Origin of the sequence: Aquibacillus salsiterrae, from assembly GCF_028416595.1 — a bacterium.
GTDB classification, from domain to species: domain Bacteria; phylum Bacillota; class Bacilli; order Bacillales; family Amphibacillaceae; genus Aquibacillus_A; species Aquibacillus_A salsiterrae.
Genome location: NZ_JAMQKC010000001.1, coordinates 180,283 through 203,212, shown reverse-complemented (window position 1 = coordinate 203,212; position 22,930 = coordinate 180,283). Strand labels below are relative to the sequence as shown.

Genomic DNA, 22,930 nt, shown 5'->3' with positions numbered 1-22,930 from the left:
TTTTTTTTGAATAGATAAGCGTTAAATGAAACATAATCTGATTATAAACGTCTAAGTTAAATAGAAAGTGAGGTTAGTTGTTTAATTATTATTCTTAGTGGAATAAATAACTATAATAACGTTTTTGTAAAGGTTGAGAGTAGAATGGAGGAAACACCCTGTGAAGGATAGATCATACAACGTACCACTTTATTTGCTAGCAAGTATTCTGTTTGGGATAAAGACCTATATTGTTTACCGGTTTATGTTCAATATTTCGTTAGATAACATAATGCAAGAGTTTATCTTGTTTATCAATCCGTTTGTGTCCTCGTTTGCGTTTTTTGGGATTGCTGTTTGGTTTCAAAAAAAGCGACAAACGAAATTTTTGCGTTATTTTTCATTGTTAGGAACACTTATTTTGTATTTTAATCTTATTTTTTATCGTAACTTCACAGATTTTCTAACTATCCCTGTCTTGTTTCAAGGGAGTAATGCATCAGATTTAGGGTCGAGTATTCTTGCGTTAATTCATCTTCCTGATTTATTATTATTAGCCGACGTAGCAATTATTTGGTTTCTAAGTAGCAAATACCAAGATACTGTAATTGTTAATTACAGAAGACGATCAAAGTCATTAGTTCTAACGCTATCTGTTGCCTTGTTACTTGGTAATTATATATTAGCTGAAATCGAAAGACCCCAATTACTACAGCGTACATTTGATCGCGAATATTTGGTTAAGAATTTAGGACTTTTTAATTATCATATTTATGATGTTGTCCTCCAATCAAAAACAAAGGCACAACGTGTATTTGCAGATGGAAATGAAATGCCAGAAATTGAAAGCTATATTCAAGAAAACAGACCTAGTAAACTATCTGAACTGTTTGGAATAGCAAAGAATAAGAATGTAATCTTTATTTCGATGGAGTCGTTACAAAGCTTTGTCATTAACAATACCGTTAATGGGGAAGAGATTACACCTTTTCTGAACGATCTAATCGATGAAAGCTATTATTTTAATAATTTTTACCACCAAACTGCCCAAGGTAAGACATCAGACTCTGAATTCTTGGTTGAGAATTCTTTATATCCACTACCGAGTGGTGCTGTTTTCTTTACTAATGGACAAAATGAATATAATGCAACTCCTGAAATTTTGAAAGAGAAGGGGTATTATTCAGCAGTATTTCATGCTAATAATAAGAGTTTTTGGAACCGTGATGTAATGTATGACAATATTGGTTATGATAACTTTTTTGACCAAACTGCTTTTCAAATTACAGAAGAAAATTCAATTGGATGGGGCTTAAAAGATAAGCCATTTTTTGAACAATCAATCAAATACTTGCAATCTTTACCACAGCCGTTTTATACAAAATTTATTACGTTAACGAATCACTATCCATTCGAACTTGGTGAAGAAGATGCATCGATTGATCCATACAATTCTAATTCAAAAACGCTTAATCAGTATTTTCCAACAGTTCGTTACGCAGATGAAGCATTAAAATTATTTTTTGATCAATTAAAACAAGCGGGTCTGTATGAGGATTCCATCATTGTTTTAATGGGGGATCACTATGGAATAAGTGATTTTCATGATAAAGCAATGAGTATGTATTTAGATAAAGAAGAAATAACACCATATGATCATATTCAATTACAGCGAGTACCATTTATTGTTCACATACCTGGTGAAAAAGGCAAGGTCATTTCAAATATTGGTGGACAAATAGACGTGAAACCGACGTTACTTAGTTTGTTAGGTGTCGATACATCAGATGATATTGCATTTGGTACAGACTTGTTTGCAGACGATCGAAAAGATTTTGTTGCATTAAGAGACGGAAGCTTTGTTAGTGATCAGTACATCTATACGAAAGAGCAGTGTTATGACAGAGAAACAGGAGAATTACTTTATCCATTAAGCAATTCCGTCATTGAACCAGATGTGACGAATAGTGATGGTGAAGAAAATGTGTGTAAACCAATAAAGTCAGCAGTAGAAAATGAGTTAGCCTATTCTGATAAAATCATCTACGGCGATTTATTACGCTTCTATAACCAAAGTAATGATAATGAGGAATAGTTGTTTCTATAAGGAAGGTTGTCGACTTTAAAAGAGTCGACAACCTTTTTTAACAGATAAGAAAACCACGATGGCTTTCTGCAGCCACCGATTGTATTTATTAATTTTCGAATTTTTGTTTCATAAAAAAAATCCCTTGAATGAACAAGGGATTTAAACATTCCAAAAAGGTTAAAACAATTCTGACATAATTGTCATTACTGAAAACCAACCAAAAACAAGTGTTGAAATACCAGCAAAGGCAACTGCAAATAGATTTTTTGTTTTAAGTTCTCTAAACACAGCAGTTGCACACAAAATTGCAACTAACAATAACATAATTGCTAATTCCATTATCACTTAACCTCCTTGTTATTCAGGACCTGTTGAATAGGATATCTTATTATACTAATATGTAATAGACAGATTCTTCTCATACATTCTAAAACAAAAAGAATGTTTTGTCGAGGTAATTATCACTATTTTAGCAAATTATCGGGAGGTAGCAAAATGAATATAAGCAGCTTGTCTTTGGGTCCACTTGGCACGAATTGTTATATCGTCGATCAAGACAGTAAGGCAATCATATTTGACCCTGGTGGGGACAGTGAAGAGCTATTGGCGTGGTTAACAAGAAAGAACCTTCAACCATTAGCTATCTGTTTGACGCATGCCCATTTTGATCATATCGGTGCAGTTGACGCAATTAGAAATCAATATCATATTCCGGTTTATCTTCATCAATTTGAATCAAGTTGGCTTAGCGAGCCTAAGTTAAATGGATCCGCTCTTTTTCCTGGCCCGCGTATATCAATAAAAGAGGCAGACTATACCCTTAATCCTGGGAAGCTAAAGATAGACATCTTTGATTTCGAGGTGGCTCATACACCTGGTCATTCTCCTGGTGGGGTATGCTTTGTGTTTTTCGATCATCAACTAGTAATTGGTGGAGATAGTTTATTCTATGAGGGGATAGGCAGGACAGATTTACCCGGTGGTGATAGTCAGCAACTAATCAATAGCATTAAAACAACTTTTTTCTCTTTACCTGATCAGTTTGTTGTCTATCCTGGCCATGGTAATTCAACGACAATAGGTCATGAGAAAAAGTCTAACCCGTTTGTATCAGAATAAGAAGAGCGATCGGAGCTAGACAATTTAGAAAAGCGAAAGAAGCCTTGCCACCCTGAATAGCGTGAGACAAGCCGCGAATTGGTCAGCCTAAGGTAAGCTTAATTTTAAAAAAAAGACCCTTCTGACATAGAAGGGTCCCTTATGGGGGATGTGCTCTGCTTTTTGGTTAGGGATAAAAGTTAAGCTACTAATTAGTATGATACATTCATGGAGAAATGTTGTCAATATAAAAATCTGAAAATAAAAAATATTCATCCAATTTCATAAATTGCCTGAAAGGACTTTATTTTCATAACATTTCGAACGTGTATCACAGCTTTTGTGTTCTTGTTAAAAAGACTTTGATCTTAAGTAAGATCAAAGTCTTTTTAACTACTCTCCAAAACCAGGGACTAAAATGAAATTTGAATAGTAAGTGAATCCAATAAAAAACACCGTACAATAGGCACCAAATAAGTACATATACATGCGTTCGGATAGATTCAAAAATCCAACTCCTAGGAAAAAGACAGTCTGTGCTAAAAATAGAAAAGCAAGACTGTAGATTTCTCCGACATAAAACATGACGGTAAAAATACCAGTCCAAAACGAAAGCACTCGAAACATTCTGCCCATTTTTTCCCCTCCTTTGTGAAAGGTATGTATCAACGTTATTATATACGAGGAATGTTAGATTGTAAATTATTCTTATCACAATTTATAGTCTGATAAAGGTAAATGATAATATCTTCTAATATGTTTTTATCTTTATAAAAATGACTGGGCTAGCTGGATTCGAACCAGCGAATGACGGAATCAAAATCCGCTGCCTTACCGCTTGGCTATAGCCCATTTACACTAATTAGAATGAACAGATAATGTCTGTTTTATACATGGTTTTTAGAGAAATTTTCAATTAATTAAGTCAGTTATAATTGCTAATTGACTATTTTGATCTGTAATAGCTCTTAAGACGATTAAATTGTTTGGTTGCACCGATACGGAAACTTTTCCATACGGGTAGTAATAGGATTTTGTTTGTTCGGAAACTGGATATTCTTCACGAAATTGGGCTTTTGCCATTTGGATTAATGTCTCAAGTCTAAGTTGTTCTGTTTCTAATTTTGTTATTTCTAGATGATTTTGATATACGGAAATACTCGCAGTTACGGACATCAAACCAACTAGTAAAATAAACATAAAATAAGGGAGAAGGATTCCTTGTTGGTTTGTTATGTGCTTCCTATAAACTAAATGTTTTCTCATAAGTATTTCCCTCCACCGTAGTAACTGATAATTTAAAACCATACTGTATTGTTGTATATCGATTGGTTTTAATGTCTCTAATTAGGATTTCATGACCTTTTCCCGACACTTGTCTTCTCACTACGTCATTATATTGTTCAATTATAACTTGCTCACCAGTTAATTGGTTGAACACTAATTGATTGCCGCTTATGCTAAATGATTTGGAACGGTAAATCTCTGACTGAATAAAATGAAAATATTGCTGTACAGATAATTGCTCTGAATAGTCAGAGGGAATAAAAGAAGTATAGATGATTGGTATCATCGGTAAGGTAATAAATAGTATGGAAAAGACGAGTAGAAGGGAGATAAGAGTGTAGCCACCCTTATTTACTAGGGTATCCATAGAGACAGGTCCTTTTTGTTGTTTTGTCCTCATTTTGCCACTCCACACACCCTTCCAATAGGTTGTCCCTTTGGTTTATTGTAAAATATGCTTCTTTCATTTTGACTTTTTTACTAATCGTGATTGGCAACGTAATATCACGATATGCCCAAAGGTAATATTGTAATTGGTCATGAAGCTCTAATTCTATTTCCCTTTTTAAGCTTAGCTGATATTCATCCATTCGTACTTGTTTAATAATAGGAATAAGTGTGAAAATAATAATCGAAAATATGCTAAGGCAGACGAGAACCTCTGTTAATAAAAACCCTTTACAATCAAACTTCAACAACATAACACCTTCCTTTACCAAAAGGAAAGTAAAGTTTGTACGATTTATTAGCAGCTTTAATTGTCATCACTCCTGGATTCTTTATCGTACCATTGGTTGTGAATGCAATTGGCATTGCTAAGGTATTTAACTGTATTTCCCAGTCGGTGGGTAATTGTCGTGTTATCAAGATTTTCCCTAACCCTCCTTGTTTGATCTCGTAGGTTTTCGTCTGGGGATAAATATACATTTGGATATTTTCATTCTTTACAATCGAGCGTTTTTGCAATAAAAGTATGTCGTCTTGGAGTAGGCTTAGTGCATGTTCGGTTTGATATTTACCAATTAATTGGTGTTGAAATAATCCGAAAATGGATAGCATTACTGAAAATATACTTAATACAATTACCAGTTCAATCATTGTGAAGCCTGCTTGTTTATGGTTGTGTAGCAGCATCAACTTTGACACCTTCTGTAGTTAAAGTTATTTTTTTCGTATTGTTTGCGCACTTATCTGTTTTTAAATAATTGCCATCAATTAAAGCTTGAATGGTAAGGGGACTAGAGCCAGTGTCGATTTTATAGGCTTGAATTTGGCTTTCAGCTAACTGTAATAATGCGTCACATCCTTTTGTTTGCATGGCAGTATTTTTATCGGCTAGATTTGGAATAAGTAAGATCAGTAGGGTACTAATGACGGTCAACACGATTAGCATTTCAATTAAGGTGAAACCATTTTGTTTTTTCATAGTAAATTGCCTCTTTTCCTTTTATAAATGATTGATTAACTGAAACATCGGTAACATTAATGATAAGTAAACCAATATAATCAAGACACCGATGATGATAAAGAATACTGGTTGAACATAATTTATTAGCCTTTTTATTTTAGCTTCCATAGACTCAATTAAAAATTCAGCAAAAATAGTTAAATCTTTCGCTAGTGCTTCATTGGATGAGTTTTTTGTGAAAATAGCTGTAAATTGTGGAGAGAGAAGGGAACAATTCTTTAATGCTTGTGGAATGGAATGTCCTCTTTCTAACTGGTTAACAAGGATGTATGTGTTATAGGAAATAATAGGTAGATGTGCTTGTCGATTTAAAATACTCAAACTTTCTCTTAACGAAATTCCAGTTTTAAGTAATGAACTAAGGTGAAGGGCAAATAAGAATGAGTTATTAACAATAATGACAGAACGTATAATTGGGACTCGATTGTAAAAAGAGACTAAGGTTGGGATCGGGATTTTTTTTCTTATTAATAGCCAACCAGTGAGAAGGATTGCCACGAACACAATTAGGAAAATGGATGTCTTAAACAATATATCGATTGAAGTAATAGCAACCATTGTTATTTGTAGTGTATCAGCAGTGGATTCAAATAATTGGAGGAATGAGGGATACACCGAAGTCTTAATAAACAATAGCAATGTCAGGAAAAATAAGAAGAGTAATAACGGATAGCGAGTAGTAACTTTTAACTTATTTCCCAACGTAATTTGTTGATTTAACATTAAACAGCAATGATTTAGAGCAGATGGTATATCTCCATCTGCCATTGCAAAAAACATAAAGGAGATAACGGTTTTATGGAATTTAGCATTTTCTAACGCTACGTCTAAGCGTTGACCATTTTTTAATGTCTCTGAAATAACTTGTACATGTGGCTTCCATTTGTTATCCCATCCAAGCATCTCAAGTGCATCGAGTAATGGATACCCTCCTTCGATCAGACGTGCTAATTTCTTTAAAAACTCCATTTGTTGGATTTGTGATAGTTTCGGTTTAGAATCGGTCAAAAATCGTTTGGTCAGTATAGCCGTATGCAAATGCCTTCCTCCTTAGTTGTTCAAATGAATATAAGTGGTTCTTGACAGTGTCAGAATTACCTTGAATAACATCCTTTAACAGTTTACCATCCAGCAGTTCTAGGATAGCAGCTCTTGATTTCATTTGGTAATTCATATTAATTGGAATTAACTGAAGGGATGCAACGGCAATTAGACATTGGTCAAGCTCTGTTTCTTTAATCCCCATTTCAATTAGTCGATGGATTGTTCCAATGGCATTTTTTGCATGTAAGGTACTTAATACCAGATGGCCGGTCAATGAGGCTTGGAATGCAAAGTGGGCTGTTTCTTGATCGCGAATTTCTCCAACCATGAGTATATCGGGGTCATGTCTTAGCGCTGCTTTCAAGCCAACATTATAGGTGATTCCAGCTTTTTCGTTAACTTGAACTTGTAATATGTTACCCATCTCTTTCTCGATAGGATCTTCAAGGGTAATGGCTTGGAATGAATGATCGATTAATAACGATTGCAATAATGCGTAGAGAGTAGTGGTTTTCCCACTTCCGGTTGGACCGGTGAACAGTATTATTCCAGAGCGATGTGAGATCCATTGTTTGATTTTGTTTAACTGGTTGGGAAATAGAAATAAATGCTCTAAGGAAGGTGATTGATTTTGAGGCAATATACGGATAGCTAAGCTCTCTAGTTTATTGACAGGGAGTGTTGATAAGCGTAAGGAATATTTCTGGTGTTGGAATTGGTAATGGATAGTCCCATGTTGAGGTTTTCTTGTTTCACCGATATCCATTCCAGATGTGAATTTGTAATAAGTCAAGAGTGTTTCATATTCCTCGTGCGAGATAAATTGATGGAATACTCGTGTTCCTTGAATTCTGAAAAAAATTTCAGCATTTGAAAGGGAAGGGCAAAGATGAATGTCGGATGCGGACTTTTGGATAGCAGAGAACAGGAGACTACCTGAAAGTTGTGCTGCTGTATTCAAAGACGAACTCACCTCACTAGTTATTATGTTGTTTAGTAAATTCGACAAATTTTGCTGTTCTCCTGCTATGTTTTAAAAATTTTTTATAAAATATGTCGCGGTGGATACACTAGTAAGGAGAGGTGAGCGTTATGTCTGGTAATGATTATGTCAAATTTATGACTCAAGAAATTGTTAAGTATATGGATATGCCCCAAGAAGAGAGGAAAAAGCGAAAGCAAAATCGAACTGAGCAGGAATATCATCTGTCAAACAAATGGTTTGGTATCCTCCCGTTTGCTTTTAAACTTCTTGTTAAAAAGAAAAGTAGCAGCTCAAGTTAGCTGCTACTTATTTTTATGGTTTAAATAATAATCCGGTTCGATTTTAATTGTGATAAGTAAAAGAGCCCGCCATTAATTACTTCTATATTAATATGTGGTTTAAATCTTGCTTCTAGGTCCTTTAGTTCGTGTTCAAATCTGTTTTCAAACTCACTGTCTTCCGATTCAAAATAAAATCTTTCCAGTAATATCTTTTCTTCTTCTAGGTGATCCCACGATTCCCGAGCCCACGAATGATCAACGGTTTCGAGATAGTTAGCAAGGTAATTATTAATGCGCTGAAAACCACTTCTTAGCCGAATAATTGGGGTCAACGTATAACAAAAATCTGAAATAGAATTTTGAAATGGAATGTTTGTTAGCTCATCCATCATTTTTGTATGCATCGCCCCATTAATTAGCTGGAGCCCAATGGAGATTACTTCGTCTTTTTTATGCTTGCCGTTATAGCTTATTTTCACATTAACGACTAACCAAGGAATCATTGCCGTGCGCTGTCCACCTGTTACTTTTTCAAATAACTTGGTGAATTTTCCTTGGCTGGTTAGTGTGTTAAAGATTTGATGAATTCTTGGACTTCCGAAATGAATCCATTCACCATCTTCTTCTGTTCGTTCGGGATTAGTAATAAATGTGACCTTCATCGGTTCACCAGGGTAGCCTAATTTTTTCACATATTGCCAATAAAATGGACGGTTCATTAACAACTCATCCATTTTATCTGTTAATTGAATAAGTAACTTCCCGTTTTGATTTTCGATAATTTCACATTGATTAGCTGTAAAATAATCAGTTAAGAAATCATGAAGATTCTCGATTGCCATCCCAATTCTCCTCTCCATAATTCTGTTGTGCGTAAGAGATAACTGATGATAGGTTTTCAAGCTTTATCTTTGCTTCACCAACGCTACCGGATTCTTTAAAAATAGACTGAATTTCTTCTTCAACGTCATCTATTTTAAGGTCTGCCAAAATAGCATCGAGATTTCCGACGACACGTTCGAATAATTCGATCTTCTCATATAATAGGTTTAGGACATGTTCTTCCATCGTGTTTTTAATGGCAAAATTAAATATATTAACATCTTCCTCTTGACCAAAACGATGAATTCTTCCGATTCGTTGCTCGAGCCTCATTGGATTCCATGGTAGGTCATAATTAATCATGTTATTACAAAATTGTAAGTTAATTCCTTCACCGCCTGCTTCAGTAGCAATAAGCACTTGAACATTGTTTTGAAAGAGCTGTCGCATCCAATCCTTTTTCCCTCGCTTAAACCCACCTCTAAATGGTACAGATGTGATTCCATGCTGTTGTAAGTACCATTGTAGGTAAAGTTGGCTCGCCCGGTATTCGGTGAAAATGATAAACTTTTCATCCTTGTCCTTAATTAAATCAACTACTTTTTCCGCTTTTGCATGATGGGGGAGTTGTTCTATCGTTTTAAGAAACTCTATATAGTCGTCTTTGTTTTGAATATTTTCGTTTTCAGCAATCAATTTTTTAAGTGATAAATAACAAGCTTCACGTGAGGAACAAAGTTCTCGTGTGAAGGTGATTGATGAGAAGTTAGACGTATCGCTAGTAATCTGATTTAATTGATGATAGGCCTCTAGTTCTTTCTCGGAAAACTCAATCCAGACTGTTTGTACATTTCGTTTGGTCCACTCAATGCCTGTATCTTGTCTTCTGTTTCTAACCATGACTTTTTGGATGAGTTGTTTTAAATGGGCATCGTTAAATAGTTTCTTCCGGTCTCTGCCAAATTGCGTGGTAAATTCGTCATAATTACCTAGATAACCAGGCTTTAAAATCGAGACTAGATTAAAAATATCAGTTAATTTATTTTGAACAGGTGTTGCTGTTAGGAGTAAACAATATTTTTTCTTGAGAGACCTAACAAATTGATAGTTCTTTGTTTTATGGTTTTTTAGTTTGTGAGCCTCATCAATTAACACGAAGTCATACTCTTGTTCTAGGATAATGTCACTGTGTTGTGGTCGCTTCGCTGTATCAATCGATGTAATGACAATATTGTTTTGATCCCAGACAGGCCGTTTGCGATGAGAGATGGCTGGAATATAAAACTTTTCTCTGAGCTCTTTGACCCACTGGTTCACTAAGGAGGCTGGAACGAGGATGAGTGCTTTTTTGACTAATCCTCTTATCATATATTCTTTTAAAATGAGTCCGGCTTCAATCGTTTTACCAAGGCCTACTTCATCTGCAAGTATTGCTCTGCCACTCATTTCTTCGACTACTTGTTGAGCACATTCTAATTGGTGATCTAAGAAATTGACATGTGGAAGTCTATCCGGCGCGGTTAATCCCTTGAATTCAGTTGTAACTGTTGCAAGACACGACTGATAAGACATTTTAAATAAATCCCAAGAGCTAAAAGGGCCATCCTGGTTTAGTTTTTCATCTAATTCGTTAATAAATTGTTCGTCGTAGTTTAGTTGGATGTTCACTTTTTAACCACCTTTCTGTAAGCAGTTGTAATCAAGATTTATATTTAAAAAAGTTGTTTTAAATGGGAAAAGATATGGATTGTTTTTCGCTATAGGTGCTAGCTAGTATACCCACATTTTCTTTAATTAAAAGGAAAATAAGTGGATATACAAAGGGGAAAGCGAATTACTCGCCGGACGTGGTTGTCGCTGAATGTTATCCATGCTTGGATTTTTTTATACTTACTTATCTTTCAAAAAAAAGAGAAGGCGTTTTGCCTTCTCCCATCGACTTAATATTGTAATTTTTTTTCTTTCTTAATTTTTCCGCCCCATTTTTTAAAGCCACCTTTAAGGTGATAAAGTTGCTTGTATCCTTTTTTGTGAAGAACCATAGCAGCACGAGCAGACCTCGTTCCACTTTGACAATAAAGGTAAACAGGCTGGTCTTTTCTTAATTCAATAAGCCTTTGGCGCAATTGTGTTACTGGAATGTTGCGCGCACCTAGAATGTGCCCACCTTCGTATTCTTTTGGTTCTCTAACGTCAATTAGTTGTGCTTTTCGATAACCTTCACGAAATTGTTCTTCTGTTAATGTCTTTAATATTTTTGTCTGTTTGATGTACCTGTAGACACTAAATATAATGAAGGCAGCAACGATTGCTAATAAGAAAATTAAATCCATGATAACTCCCCCGCTCTTTATTTTGTCTTTACGTGTAAGTATATGATGATTATAGCATCTTTAGTAGGTTTAGAAAATAATAAGCTAGTTTCGAGTTATTCTTTGTATGTCGAATTGTGTCGGTGACTACGCTTAGGAAGTGATCTGTCTGCAAACGTGAAAAAAATCGTTTTTGAAAACATATTGTCATTTATCCTTTATTTATCTTTCGAAATCATAGTTTTTCAAAGGATTTTATTATTGACAAAACGTGATGATGTTGTTCTTTTTACAAGATGTAGTATTATTTCTTTTTTTGAATACAATATATTGTTATATTCTGTCCGAGTGTGGTAAATTAGATACTATCAACTAACAATGATATTACATAGATATAATATCTATTTTTTAAGGGAGAGATGTTTTGATGGGAGCCGTGACTGAAATCCAAATGGAGATTAATGTCGAAAAATTGAACAAGGATATTGGCTTATTCCCGCAGGTTCACCCAATAACTAGTGATATGAAACTGACGCATAAAGGTGTTTCAAGACTAGTCATGCTTGATCGATATTCCTTTAAAGATACTGAAAAAACAACCCTTTCTGAAGGTGACTTCGTTGTATTGACAGTAAAAGCAGATCCGAAATTCCCTGCAAGAGGTCTAGGGTTTATTCAATCGATTGACTGGGTTAATAAAAAGGCAGATGTTCAAGTAGATAAGGAATTTATATCCGTATTAGACAATGCCAAAGAGGCGGAAACAGGGATCATTACCCGTTCACTAGATGTAATAGAGAAGCCATTAGAAGTATTTTATGAACAAATCGCGATGCGTAATGCAACGGGACTTGCTGAAGTTGAAAAAGATGATGAAAAGAAACAAACATGGTTTAAAAAATTCTATGACGAGTTATCAAGCTTAAACTTTATTCCTGCAGGGAGAGTACTATATGGAGCGGGGTCTGGTACAGAAGTAACTTACTTTAATTGTTACGTGATGCCTTTTGTTAAAGATTCTAGAGAAGGTATCTCAGAACACCGGAAACAAGTTATGGAAATCATGAGTCGTGGTGGTGGTGTTGGCACCAATGGTTCGACACTACGCCCTAGAAATACACTTGCTCGTGGAGTAAATGGGAAATCTTCCGGCTCTGTCTCGTGGTTGGACGACATTGCTAAATTAACACATCTTGTTGAACAAGGTGGCTCAAGACGTGGAGCGCAAATGATTATGTTAGCCGATTGGCATCCGGACATTATTGAATTTATAATTTCTAAAATGCAGAATCCACGTATTTTGCGCTTTTTAATTGAAAATACCAAAGATGAACAGATTAAAACGCTAGCTAAAGAAAAATTAAAATTCACACCATTAACAGAGACTGAACGAGATCTATATCAAGGTGTTGTTAATTACAAAAATATGCCAGGTTTAGGTGGGTTCCCGGAAAAAGCAATTCAGGAAGCAGAAGAAAAATTAATAACTGGTGGAACGTATAGTGTCCATAATCCTGAATTTTTAACGGGTGCAAACATCTCTGTATGTTTAACAAAAGAATTTATGCAAGCTGTTGAGAATGATGAAGAGTACGAGCTTCGTTTTCCGGATGTTGAAAACTATACGACTCACGAAATGAAGGCCTATAACGAAAATTGGCATGAATATGGCGATGTTCGTTCGTGGGAGAAAGAAGGATATGGAGTTCGAGTTTATCGTAGAGTAAAAGCGAAAGAACTTTGGAATTTAATTAATATTTGTGCGACCTACTCTGCCGAACCGGGTATTTTCTTTATTGACAATGCTAATGATATGACTAATGCCAAAGCGTATGGCCAACAAGTAGTAGCGACAAATCCGTGCGGGGAACAACCACTTGCACCATATTCTGTTTGTAATTTAGCGGCAGTAAACCTAGCTTCTGTAGCTGATAAGGCGAATAAAAAGGTTGACTTTGAAAAGCTAAAGCAAACAGTTGAAACTGGTGTGCGTATGCAAGACAACGTAATTGATGCAACACCATATTTCCTAGAGGCGAACAAAAAGCAAGCATTAGGTGAACGTCGCGTTGGACTAGGGGTAATGGGGTTACATGATTTGTTAATTTATTGTGAAACGGAATATGGTTCAAAAGAAGGAAATGAACTCGTTGATCAGATCTTCGAAACGATTGCAACGACTGCATATCGTGCATCGATTGAACTAGCGAAAGAAAAGGGGAGCTTTCCTTTCCTTGTTGGAGAAACAGATGAAGAAACAAACCAACTGCGTGAACGCTTTATTAGTACAGGCTACATGAAAAAAATGCCGGAAGATATCCGTCAAGGAATACGTAAATATGGTATTAGGAATTCACACTTATTGACGGTTGCGCCTACGGGGAGTACAGGTACAATGGTTGGTGTCTCAACCGGATTAGAACCTTATTTCTCCTTCTCTTACTATCGAAGTGGCAGATTAGGCAAATTTATTGAAGTGAAAGCAGAAATTGTTCAAGAATACTTGGTTCAACATCCAGAACAAGACCCGAACAATCTACCAAAATGGTTTGTAACAGCAATGGAATTAGCACCAGAAGCACATGCGGATACACAATGTGTCATTCAACATTGGGTTGACAGTTCTATTTCAAAAACTGTAAATGCGCCAAAAGGCTATTCTGTTGAACAAGTGGAAAATGTATACCAACGCTTGTACAAAGGTGGGGCTAAGGGCGGAACCGTCTATGTTGATGGTAGCCGTGATTCACAAGTGCTAACACTAAAAGCTGAAGAGAATAGCTTTGATCAAGAAGAAATAAAAGCGAACCACTCGAATAAGCCACACGTCGTTTTATTAGATACAGTTCAAGAACTTAAGCAGACAAAAGTGACGATTGGCTCTGAAGTTGGCGACACATGTCCTGTATGTCGAAAAGGTACGGTTGAAGATATTGGTGGCTGTAATACATGTACAAACTGTAATGCCCAATTAAGGTGTGGATTGTAATCAGTCGACAATGGGGCGTTTGAGGACATCTTTAGATTACTTATTTTTCTCGTTAAAAAAGCGACTAACTTAGTCGCTTTTTTAAATGCCTTTAAATCGTAATTGGCTTGTTTCATACTACAAACTGGTGTATTCTTTTTATGATAGTATTTTACTGCCTTAAGAAATGGAGGAATACAATGCCTACACCTAGCATGGAAGACTATATCGAGCAAATATATATATTAATTGAAGCAAAAGGGTATGCGCGTGTATCCGATATAGCTGAAGCACTGCAAGTTCATCCATCCTCCGTAACAAAAATGGTTCAGAAATTAGATAAAGATGATTATTTGAATTATGAAAAGTATAGGGGATTGATTCTTACGCCTAAGGGGAAGAAGATAGGTAAACGATTAGTTTACCGCCACGAACTACTGGAACAATTTCTTGAAATTATCGGTGTTGACAAAGAAAACATATATACAGATGTAGAAGGAATTGAGCATCACTTAAGCTGGAACTCGATTGACCGGATTGGTGACTTAGTTCAGTATTTTGAAGAAGAACCAAAACGAATTGCAGAATTAAAAGAATCCCAACAGAGTAACTAATTTCTCTAGTAAACACTCTTATACATAAGAAACCCGGCTCTAGGCTAGTTAGAGAGGCGTTTTTGCGCCTTTATGAGATGGAGTGAACTTCGCATGACCACATTTGACAGAGAACCAATAAACCTTGCAAAGCAAAAGGCAGGGTTTATTTTTATAGTTCTAATTTATTTCTGCTTCACTTATAGTATTATAGCTTCTTGTTTTTTGGGGGGGTACTTGTGAAAATAGATGCTGTGTTTTCTGGTGGTGGTGTGAAAGCTTTTGCCTTGTTAGGTGCACTGATTAAACTCGAAGAGAAACAATACTCATATGAAAGAGTTGCAGGAACATCGGCGGGAGCAATTATAGCAGGACTCCTTGCTTCGGGTTATACGAGTAAAGAAATGGAGCGCTTGTTTTTAGACTTAGACCTAGAGAAATTTAAAGATAGCTCAAAGTATGGTAAATATTTTCCATTTATTAAATGGTTTAAGCTTTATTTTACTATGGGGCTTTATAAAGGGGATTATTTAGAAAGATGGCTAGATGACCTTTTAGTGAAAAAAGGTGTATTCACCTTTGCGGATCTACCTGTAGGTACTCTAAAGGTAGTTACGACCGACTTGACCCTTGGAAAAGTGGTCGTGCTTCCAGATGATTTAAAGGAATTTTACGATATTGATCCAGCCACTTTTCCTGTTGCTAGAGCTATCAGAATGAGTGTCGGGATTCCTTTGTTTTTTAGACCATTAAAGTTAAGAAATAAGCAAAATACAAGTAGTGTATTAGTAGACGGGGCATTAGTTAGTAATTTCCCTATTTGGGTTTTTAATGAAACAAATAAAAAGAAAAAGAGGCCGACCATCGGCTTAGAATTAACCGAAGCACCAGCTCCACCTCCTTCAATGAAAATTATAAATACGTTAGATTTATTAGGTGCGGTGATTGATACATTAACGAAGACGTATGAATCAGCCTATACTTCTAACAATAACAAAGAAATCCTCTCCATCCCAGTAAACGGTGTTGATGCAACAAGTTTTGATCTAGATCACGAAAAAAAAGTGGAATTAATCCGCAATGGCTACAAACAGGCAGAAGCTTTTCTGAAGCGCTGGCCATAACAACAAAAGGTAGAAAGTGCTAGACACCCTCACTTTCTAATTTCGGCAAAAAAAATCGAGCAATCTTAAAAGGATGCTCGATTTTTTCTTTTATGCTTATTTCCTTCAATTACTCGCAAGTGGGTCGCCCGGTTTTTCATGCCTTTTTGTTTACTGATCACGGGTGATTGTTTCTTGGTTGCCTGGGATAATGATTTATGGACCTGATCTTGTTTGTATTTCATTTTTGATTGTTTTACTGCTTTTTTATACTTTTTAATATCATTTGGGGTTCTTTTATTCAGGAAGAAATAGTAAAAAACACCATAAATGACAGCGCCTAAGGCAACCATAATTAGAAAGTTAGCAAGAAGTGAAGCCGTGTTGTTGAAAAGTTGGAATCCAAATCCCAATAATGCAAGGCCAAACAACAAATAAATAAATGGTGATAACTTGCTTCGGAACATAGACAAAATCCTCCTTTCCCTACCTATCGCTAGAATCGTAAACTAACAACTTACCCCAATAGTACCATCCTAATATTTTTATGTCTTTATAAAGGATATTTTGAGTAAGCTTCTCATGTGTCTCTAAAAGGTTAAACAATAATTAATCATTCATCGTTACACTAAAAATTATTTCCAGTCCAAACAAAATTATTCAGTGGAAGATTTTTTTTACAAGATAAGAAACCACCATGGCTTTCTGCAGCCGCCATCTATGATGAAAAAGGATAGTATTTATTAATTTTTGAGTATACTGTAATTTTTTGGGTATACTTATTAATTTATACGCTGCTTACAATGCCTTTTTTCATACAAAAGTATAAAAAAATCCAAGAGCGCCGTCTAGCTTATAGGCGCCTTCCGCTTTTTTACAGACATAAAAATATGCTAATTGTTCTTACTTATCATTTTACTAAAAAAATCTTTATTTCACTAGCAAATAATTAAAAGATAACAGAGAATATATCGTTGGAAAAATTAATGGGGATGGATGGAATCATTCGTAGTTGGATATTCTATTGGTGGAGGTGTCTTGATGGAAAAGGATAAAAGTTTAGAGCAAAATCAACGCGCAAAACCTACATCTCTGATAGGTAATACGATTATAACAGGTCTTGTAGGTGGTCTATTGTGGAGTTTCTTTGGTTTTTTGTCATCCTTTTTTAATTTTTCCAAAGTTTCCCCAGCATCCTTTATTTTAAGACCTTGGCTTGTGACTGGTTGGTCGGACGGTTTCTTAGGTCAATTAATCTCGATAGTTGTTATTGGTATATTGTCGATCGCAATTGCGATCATTTATTATTTGCTATTTAAGCATCTAAAAGGGATATGGCCAAGTGCTGTGTTTGGAATCGCCTTATGGTTTATTGTCTTTTATTTATTACAACCAATTTTCCCTAATATTCCACACATGACGAAACTAGATAGTGATACAGTAGTTACAACGATTTGTTTATACTTATTGTATGGTACGTTTATCGGGTATTCGATATCGTATGCCTACCTTGACAAAAAAAGGATGAAAATATATAATTTTCGGTCTATAAAGAGTAAAAATTAACCAACTATGATAAACTTAAAACAGGTGAGATTTAGGGTGAGGAGTCTCTATCTTTTTATGTTTTTTAAGGAATATATACTTTGGAAAGGATGGTTATAATGGGGAAACTAACTCAACTCCGGGAGTCTTTAAAGGAAAATGGATTGGACGGCCTACTTATTACTAGTACCGTCAACCGCCAATACATAACAGGATTTACAGGTACTGCTGGGGTTGTTCTTATAACGGAAAAAGAAGCCCTACTGATAACAGATTTCAGATACATAGAACAAGCAACTGAGCAGGCAAAAAGCTTTAAAATTATCGAACATAAACAGCCAATTGGGCTTGAGATTAGTGATCAAGTAAAAAAGCTATCGATTAGTCGCTTAGGGTTTGAAAAAAATGACATAACCTATGCCACCTATGAACAATATAAGGAAGAGATCCCTACTGAACTTATCCCTACTAGTGGAATAGTTGAAAAAATACGCTTGATAAAGAAGGAAGATGAGATTAATATATTAAAGGATGCAGCAAAGATAGCAGATGCTGCTTTTGATTATATTCTTACTTTTATTAAACCGGGTGTAAAGGAAATTGAAGTTTCAAATGAGCTAGAGTTTTATATGAGAAAACAGGGTGCAACCTCATCAAGCTTTGACATTATTGTTGCATCTGGTCATCGCTCTGCGTTACCGCATGGTGTCGCATCTGATAAAGAGATAAAATCGGGTGAACTTGTAACCCTTGATTTCGGAGCCTTATATAAAGGGTATTGTTCAGATATTACTCGAACGGTTGCAGTTGGTAAAATCGATGAGCAGCTTCTAACCATCTATCAAACCGTTTTAGAGGCCCAGATGAAGGGTATGGCTGGTATAAAGGCAGGAATAAGTGCAAAGGAAGCAGATGCATTAACTCGTGACCATATTGAGGAAAAGGGTTTCGGACAGTATTTCGGGCACTCGACAGGCCATGGAATTGGTTTGGAAGTACACGAAGGTCCTGGCCTTTCCTATCGTTCAAATCAATTGTTAGAACCGGGTATGGTTGTTACTGTTGAACCAGGAATTTATATCCCAGGTGTTGGTGGATGTCGGATCGAAGATGATACGGTTGTAACAAAAGATGGTAATGAGAAGCTTACTTTCTCACCAAAAGAACTTATTACATTGTAGGACAATGGAGAAGGAGGACTACTAAATGATATCAGTAAACGATTTTAGAACAGGCTTAACCATTGAAGTCGATAATGGGATTTGGCAAGTAATCGACTTCCAACACGTAAAACCAGGGAAAGGTGCTGCGTTTGTTCGTTCTAAACTGCGAAACCTTAGAAACGGTAGTATTCAAGAAAAAACGTTCCGAGCTGGTGAAAAAGTTAATCGTGCCCATATCGAAAATAGAAAAATGCAGTACCTTTATGGTTCTGGTGATACCCATACTTTCATGGACAATGAATCTTTTGAACAGATCGAATTACAAACGAGTCAGATTGAAAATGAACTAAATTACTTAAAAGAAAATATGGAAGTAAATATTATCACTTACCAAGGTGAAACATTAGGGGTAGACCTACCAAATAATGTTGAGCTTACAGTAACAGAAACAGAACCTGGCATTAAAGGTGATACTGCAAGTGGCGGCACAAAACCTGCAACGGTAGAAACAGGACTTACTGTTCAAGTTCCTTTCTTTGTCAACGTTGGTGATGTACTGGTCATTAGTACTAGTGACGGTAAATATGTATCTCGAGCTTAATGAACAAACAACTAGCAAAAAAAGTGTGTTAGCGTCTTCTTTCATGAAGACCTAACACGCTTTTTTTTTGGGGATACCATCTAGCGGCAGCCACGTCCAGCGCAGGCGACTTGCGCTTTTTCTTATTGTCTATGTCCATACTGGTGCGAAAGAGTAAACCACATTCATGACTCTCACTGTTTTAGAACACCACTTTTTACTATCCTCTAGCACAGTCTATTAAATTATTCAGTTACTAGTCATATAAGAGTCAGACAAGCATACATATACATTAGATGTTTTTATAAAGAAGTGGATAGGAAGATGTGATGTATGGATGAAATATTAAGACTGTTCTCACCGAACTTAAAAAAAGAAATAGAAGCTTCACTCGCAAATAAATGGACTACCCTTCAAGAGATTAGAGTAAGGTTAGCACAGCCAATCGAGTTAATATTTGATGACCATGAGACATGGTTAACAAATCTAATCCCAACAGAAGAAGATGGAATGTATCTATTAAATCAATTAAGTCAATTTTCACTTTACCGGCTCGAGGACGAGTTACGGGAAGGGTTTATCACGATTGAAGGTGGGCATCGAGTCGGGCTTGCTGGTAAGGTAAATACGTTAAACGGTTCTGTCAAAGCAATTAAACATATTTCCTTTTTTAATATTAGAATTGCTAAAGAAAAGGTTGGAATATCAAGAAGGTATATTCAATACCTATATAAGTCGTCTTATTTAAATACGTTAATAATTGGTCCACCACAAACGGGAAAAACGACGCTATTGAGGGATTTTGCGAGAATTATTTCAACTGGGTGGCAAGACGTAAAACCATTAAAAACTGGAATAGTCGATGAAAGGTCAGAAATCGGGGGAAGTATTAATGGGATTCCCCAACACCAGTTAGGTCTAAGAACAGATCTTATGGATGCTTGCCCTAAAGCTGAAGGATTGATGATGATGATTCGCTCGATGTCACCAGATGTATTAGTTGTCGATGAGATTGGAAATTCCGATGATGTTAACGCCTTAATGGAGGCGATGCATGCAGGAGTACGAATTTTGTGTTCTGTTCACGGGGAATCACTAGAGCAACTGAGGAAACGGCCTTCCTTAAAAGTTTTATTTGATCATGAGGTGTTTGACAGATTTGTTATTCTTTCACGAACAAAGAGGCCTGGAATGATTGAAAAAATTGTTACAAAGGAAGGGCAAAATATCTTTAAGAAACCGAGGTGCGAATCAAATGAAATGGATCGGAGCACTTCTATTATTAAGCGCCACCACGTGGGTGGGGTTTGAATTAGCTAGCAAATTAAATGAACGACCAAAGCAGATTAGACAATTAAAGAGTGCGTTACAAATATTAGAAGCAGAAATTCTATACGGACAAGCACCATTAATAGAGGCTTGTATCAATGTTTCTAAACAATTACCACATCCAATTTCATGGTTTTTTAAAGCAGTAGGTGACGACTTAGCGAGGCAATCAGGTCATTTATTCGATGTTTGGGAAAAGAATTTAAATCTATTTTGGCCATTAGTCGCATTAGGGAAAAATGAAAAAGAAATTTTGCGCCAATTCGGCCGAACTTTGGGACAACATGATTTCACACACCAACAGAAACATATTCAATTAGCCTTAACACACTTAGAAAGGGAATTACAAGAAGCCCAAGATTATCAATTCCGGTACAGCAAGATGGTAAAAAGTTTGGGCTTTTTAACAGGACTTCTTTTGATACTACTCTTGATTTAGAAAGGAGTAAGTTAAATGCTCGGCGATGCATCAGTTATCTTTCAAATTGCTGGTATAGGGATTGTGGTTGCTATGATTCATACCATCCTCAAACAAATGGGGAAAGAAGAATATGCCCAATTCGCAAGTTTAGTAGGTTTTATCATTGTGTTGATCTTTGTCATAAATGGAATTTCAGATTTATTCCAACAAATTAAATCAGTCTTTTTGTTCCAGGGGTAGAGATATGGAGATTATTCAAATTGTTAGCATCGGCATTGTTTCCAGTTTGCTTGTTTTAATTTTAAAAGAACAAAAGCCATCCTTTACATTTTTTATTATTTTATTAACAGGTATCTATATATTCTCATTTATTGTTAAAAACATTGGGGATATATTTCAGTTAATTAACTATTTGGGGAACAAGGCAAATGTGGATGGAGTATATGTCGATACTATTTTACAAATAATTGGGATTGCTTACATCGCTGAATTTGGAGCCCATATAACAAGAGATGCTGGCTTAGGATCTGTTGCAGCTAAAATTGAACTCGCTGGCAAAATCCTTATCCTAGTCCTTGCTGTGCCGATTTTAACTGCTGTCATCGAAACTATCGTAGGGTTGATCCCCGCCTGAGCTTAAGAAAGGAGAATGGTTTAGTGAATGAGCCAACTATTAAAATATTTAATGATGATAACCATATTAAGCGTAATCACCTATTTTTCCTTTCCAGTAACAGCTACGGCTAGCCCTGACAATTCAAGTCAAACCGCTTACGAGGCGCTTGACTTGGAAAAGATCTCTTTTGATGAAGTAAAAGGCTATTGGGATGAGGTTGTAACAGAGTATGGTGGTTACCTACCAGGAATTGAGAAAACAACTTTCATAGAATTTTTAAAGAACCGCGGAGAAGTTTCTGTTAAAGAATGGGTTGTTGGATTGTTTGAGTTTTTACTTTTTGAATTAGTAATGAACGGGAAATTGTTAGGGACATTAATCATGTTAACGCTTTTCTGTACAATTCTTCAATCGTTGCAATCTGCTTTTGAGAAACAGGCTGTCAGTAGAGTCGCTTATGCCGTTGTATATCTGGTCTTAATGATCATTGCCTTTAATAGTTTTCAGCTAGCATCAAGTTATATTAATGAGACTATTTCAACGATGAGTAGTTTTATGGTTGCCTTATTACCACTCATGCTTGGGTTAATGGCTTCATTTGGTAATCTAGTTGCTGTTAGTTTCTTTCATCCAGTAATCGTGTTTCTTATTCATACGAGTGTACTTGTTGTGTCGAATGTAGTTATTCCATTATTTTTTCTATCGGCATTATTGAGCATTGTCAGTACTTTGCATGACAATTTTAAAGTAACGCAGCTCGCTAATCTATTGAAAAACATTGGACTAGCAATATTGGGTACCTTTCTGACAATTTTTCTTGGTGTCATTTCAGTCCAAGGGGCAGCAAGCGCAATTCAGGATGGCGTAGCAATGAAAACGGCAAAATTTGTGACAGGTAACTTTATTCCGGTTGTTGGGAGAATGTTTACGGATGCAGCTGATACCGTAATGAGCGCATCGTTGCTGTTAAAAAATGCAGTTGGGATTGTTGGTGTAGTTATTTTACTTGCAATCGTTCTATTCCCAGCGATGAAAATTTTTGTAATATCGATCATTTACAAACTAACGTCAGCCTTACTTCAGCCTATTGGTGATGGCCCAATTATAAAATGTATGGATATTATTAGTAAACATATTTTGTACATATTTGCTGCTCTATTAGTTGTTTCATTTATGTTCTTTCTAGCTATCGTAATTATAGTTGCATCAAGTAATCTAGCACTCATGTTACGATAAGTTGCTGACAG

Annotated in this window: 27 protein-coding genes and 1 tRNA gene; 14 read left to right on the top strand and 14 right to left on the bottom strand. The window is 35.9% G+C overall.

Features of this window, described 5'->3' with window-relative positions; genetic code table 11:
- Positions 1-160 precede the first annotated feature (160 nt).
- Positions 161-2,074, top strand: a complete 1,914-nt coding sequence (locus NC799_RS01120) for an LTA synthase family protein (protein ID WP_272444476.1) — start codon at positions 161-163, stop codon at positions 2,072-2,074.
- A gap of 171 nt (positions 2,075-2,245) precedes the next feature.
- Here NC799_RS01120 and NC799_RS01115 read toward each other — a convergent pair whose 3' ends face one another.
- Entirely contained in the window at positions 2,246-2,407 is a 162-nt protein-coding gene (locus tag NC799_RS01115) for a DUF2759 domain-containing protein (protein ID WP_272444475.1), read from the bottom strand.
- Positions 2,408-2,563: 156 nt separating this feature from the next.
- Here NC799_RS01115 and NC799_RS01110 point away from each other — a divergent pair, with 156 nt between their 5' ends.
- Positions 2,564-3,187: an MBL fold metallo-hydrolase gene (locus NC799_RS01110; RefSeq protein WP_272444474.1), complete on the top strand. Its 624-nt coding sequence runs from the start codon at positions 2,564-2,566 to the stop codon at positions 3,185-3,187.
- A 372-nt stretch (positions 3,188-3,559) separates the two neighbouring features.
- On the opposite strand, the gene NC799_RS01105 is transcribed toward NC799_RS01110, so the two are convergent.
- The 9 genes from NC799_RS01105 to comGA form a co-directional block, all read right to left on the bottom strand.
- Positions 3,560-3,802: a DUF2626 domain-containing protein gene (locus NC799_RS01105; RefSeq protein ID WP_272444473.1), complete on the bottom strand. Its 243-nt coding sequence runs from the start codon at positions 3,800-3,802 to the stop codon at positions 3,560-3,562.
- Between the two features lie 144 nt (positions 3,803-3,946).
- A tRNA-Gln gene (locus NC799_RS01100) sits at positions 3,947-4,018 on the bottom strand.
- 60 nt (positions 4,019-4,078) lie between these two features.
- Positions 4,079-4,432 carry a hypothetical protein gene (locus tag NC799_RS01095; RefSeq protein ID WP_272444472.1) on the bottom strand — a complete coding sequence of 118 codons (354 nt, stop codon included), beginning with the start codon at positions 4,430-4,432 and terminating at the stop codon, positions 4,079-4,081.
- Positions 4,410-4,853 (bottom strand): ComGF family competence protein, encoded by a 444-nt coding sequence (locus tag NC799_RS01090; protein ID WP_272444471.1) that lies wholly within the window; start codon positions 4,851-4,853, stop codon positions 4,410-4,412. The genes NC799_RS01095 and NC799_RS01090 overlap by 23 nt, the downstream gene beginning before the upstream one ends.
- Entirely contained in the window at positions 4,801-5,148 is a 348-nt protein-coding gene (locus NC799_RS01085; protein WP_272444470.1) for a hypothetical protein, read from the bottom strand. The genes NC799_RS01090 and NC799_RS01085 overlap by 53 nt, the downstream gene beginning before the upstream one ends.
- Positions 5,138-5,587, bottom strand: coding sequence for a competence type IV pilus minor pilin ComGD (gene comGD / locus NC799_RS01080; protein ID WP_272444469.1), 450 nt, complete (start codon positions 5,585-5,587; stop codon positions 5,138-5,140). Before comGD ends, NC799_RS01085 begins: the two co-directional genes overlap by 11 nt.
- Positions 5,568-5,879, bottom strand: coding sequence for a competence type IV pilus major pilin ComGC (comGC, locus tag NC799_RS01075; RefSeq protein ID WP_272444468.1), 312 nt, complete (start codon positions 5,877-5,879; stop codon positions 5,568-5,570). Before comGC ends, comGD begins: the two co-directional genes overlap by 20 nt.
- Before the next feature lie 21 nt (positions 5,880-5,900).
- Complete coding sequence (gene comGB, locus NC799_RS01070; RefSeq protein WP_272444467.1) at positions 5,901-6,959, bottom strand: competence type IV pilus assembly protein ComGB; 1,059 nt, start codon at positions 6,957-6,959, stop codon at positions 5,901-5,903.
- On the bottom strand, positions 6,916-7,926 hold the full coding sequence (gene comGA, locus NC799_RS01065) for a competence type IV pilus ATPase ComGA (RefSeq protein ID WP_272444466.1): 1,011 nt from the start codon (positions 7,924-7,926) through the stop codon (positions 6,916-6,918). Before comGA ends, comGB begins: the two co-directional genes overlap by 44 nt.
- A 131-nt stretch (positions 7,927-8,057) precedes the next feature.
- On the opposite strand from comGA, the gene NC799_RS01060 reads away from it, so the two are divergent.
- Positions 8,058-8,249, top strand: a complete 192-nt coding sequence (locus NC799_RS01060; protein ID WP_272444465.1) for a YqzE family protein — start codon at positions 8,058-8,060, stop codon at positions 8,247-8,249.
- Between the two features lie 20 nt (positions 8,250-8,269).
- Here the strand turns inward: NC799_RS01060 and NC799_RS01055 are convergent, their stop codons facing one another.
- From NC799_RS01055 to NC799_RS01045, 3 genes are all read right to left on the bottom strand, one after another.
- A complete protein-coding gene (locus NC799_RS01055; protein WP_272444464.1) occupies positions 8,270-9,073 on the bottom strand; it encodes a YqhG family protein in 804 nt (267 codons plus the stop codon).
- The gene (locus tag NC799_RS01050) at positions 9,051-10,721 is read right to left on the bottom strand and encodes a DEAD/DEAH box helicase (RefSeq protein ID WP_272444463.1); all 1,671 of its coding nucleotides are present in this window, start codon (positions 10,719-10,721) and stop codon (positions 9,051-9,053) included. Before NC799_RS01050 ends, NC799_RS01055 begins: the two co-directional genes overlap by 23 nt.
- Before the next feature lie 272 nt (positions 10,722-10,993).
- Positions 10,994-11,386, bottom strand: a complete 393-nt coding sequence (locus tag NC799_RS01045) for a rhodanese-like domain-containing protein (RefSeq protein ID WP_272444462.1) — start codon at positions 11,384-11,386, stop codon at positions 10,994-10,996.
- A 406-nt stretch (positions 11,387-11,792) separates the two neighbouring features.
- Here NC799_RS01045 and NC799_RS01040 point away from each other — a divergent pair, with 406 nt between their 5' ends.
- The 3 genes from NC799_RS01040 to NC799_RS01030 all read left to right on the top strand — a co-directional run bounded on the left by NC799_RS01040 (position 11,793) and on the right by NC799_RS01030 (position 16,050).
- Positions 11,793-14,354, top strand: a complete 2,562-nt coding sequence (locus tag NC799_RS01040; protein ID WP_272444461.1) for a vitamin B12-dependent ribonucleotide reductase — start codon at positions 11,793-11,795, stop codon at positions 14,352-14,354.
- Between the two features lie 179 nt (positions 14,355-14,533).
- Complete coding sequence (gene mntR / locus NC799_RS01035; RefSeq protein WP_272444460.1) at positions 14,534-14,947, top strand: transcriptional regulator MntR; 414 nt, start codon at positions 14,534-14,536, stop codon at positions 14,945-14,947.
- Positions 14,948-15,165: 218 nt separating this feature from the next.
- Positions 15,166-16,050, top strand: a complete 885-nt coding sequence (locus NC799_RS01030; protein WP_272444459.1) for a patatin-like phospholipase family protein — start codon at positions 15,166-15,168, stop codon at positions 16,048-16,050.
- Positions 16,051-16,115: 65 nt separating this feature from the next.
- Here the strand turns inward: NC799_RS01030 and NC799_RS01025 are convergent, their stop codons facing one another.
- Positions 16,116-16,496: an SA1362 family protein gene (locus tag NC799_RS01025; protein WP_272444458.1), complete on the bottom strand. Its 381-nt coding sequence runs from the start codon at positions 16,494-16,496 to the stop codon at positions 16,116-16,118.
- Positions 16,497-17,070: 574 nt separating this feature from the next.
- Here NC799_RS01025 and NC799_RS01020 point away from each other — a divergent pair.
- The 8 genes from NC799_RS01020 (at position 17,071) to spoIIIAE (ending at position 22,919) form a co-directional block, all read left to right on the top strand.
- The gene (locus NC799_RS01020; RefSeq protein WP_272444457.1) at positions 17,071-17,595 is read left to right on the top strand and encodes a YqhR family membrane protein; all 525 of its coding nucleotides are present in this window, start codon (positions 17,071-17,073) and stop codon (positions 17,593-17,595) included.
- A gap of 98 nt (positions 17,596-17,693) precedes the next feature.
- On the top strand, positions 17,694-18,755 hold the full coding sequence (locus tag NC799_RS01015; RefSeq protein ID WP_272444456.1) for a M24 family metallopeptidase: 1,062 nt from the start codon (positions 17,694-17,696) through the stop codon (positions 18,753-18,755).
- Between the two features lie 25 nt (positions 18,756-18,780).
- The gene (gene efp, locus NC799_RS01010; protein ID WP_272444455.1) at positions 18,781-19,338 is read left to right on the top strand and encodes an elongation factor P; all 558 of its coding nucleotides are present in this window, start codon (positions 18,781-18,783) and stop codon (positions 19,336-19,338) included.
- Between the two features lie 312 nt (positions 19,339-19,650).
- Entirely contained in the window at positions 19,651-20,628 is a 978-nt protein-coding gene (gene spoIIIAA / locus NC799_RS01005) for a stage III sporulation protein AA (RefSeq protein WP_272444454.1), read from the top strand.
- A complete protein-coding gene (spoIIIAB, locus tag NC799_RS01000) occupies positions 20,573-21,085 on the top strand; it encodes a stage III sporulation protein SpoIIIAB (protein WP_272444453.1) in 513 nt (170 codons plus the stop codon). Before spoIIIAA ends, spoIIIAB begins: the two co-directional genes overlap by 56 nt.
- Positions 21,086-21,100: 15 nt before the next feature.
- Positions 21,101-21,307: a stage III sporulation protein AC gene (gene spoIIIAC / locus NC799_RS00995; RefSeq protein ID WP_272444452.1), complete on the top strand. Its 207-nt coding sequence runs from the start codon at positions 21,101-21,103 to the stop codon at positions 21,305-21,307.
- A 4-nt stretch (positions 21,308-21,311) separates the two neighbouring features.
- Positions 21,312-21,701, top strand: coding sequence for a stage III sporulation protein AD (gene spoIIIAD / locus NC799_RS00990; RefSeq protein WP_272444451.1), 390 nt, complete (start codon positions 21,312-21,314; stop codon positions 21,699-21,701).
- Positions 21,702-21,728: 27 nt separating this feature from the next.
- Positions 21,729-22,919, top strand: a complete 1,191-nt coding sequence (gene spoIIIAE, locus NC799_RS00985) for a stage III sporulation protein AE (protein WP_272444450.1) — start codon at positions 21,729-21,731, stop codon at positions 22,917-22,919.
- Positions 22,920-22,930 lie beyond the last annotated feature (11 nt).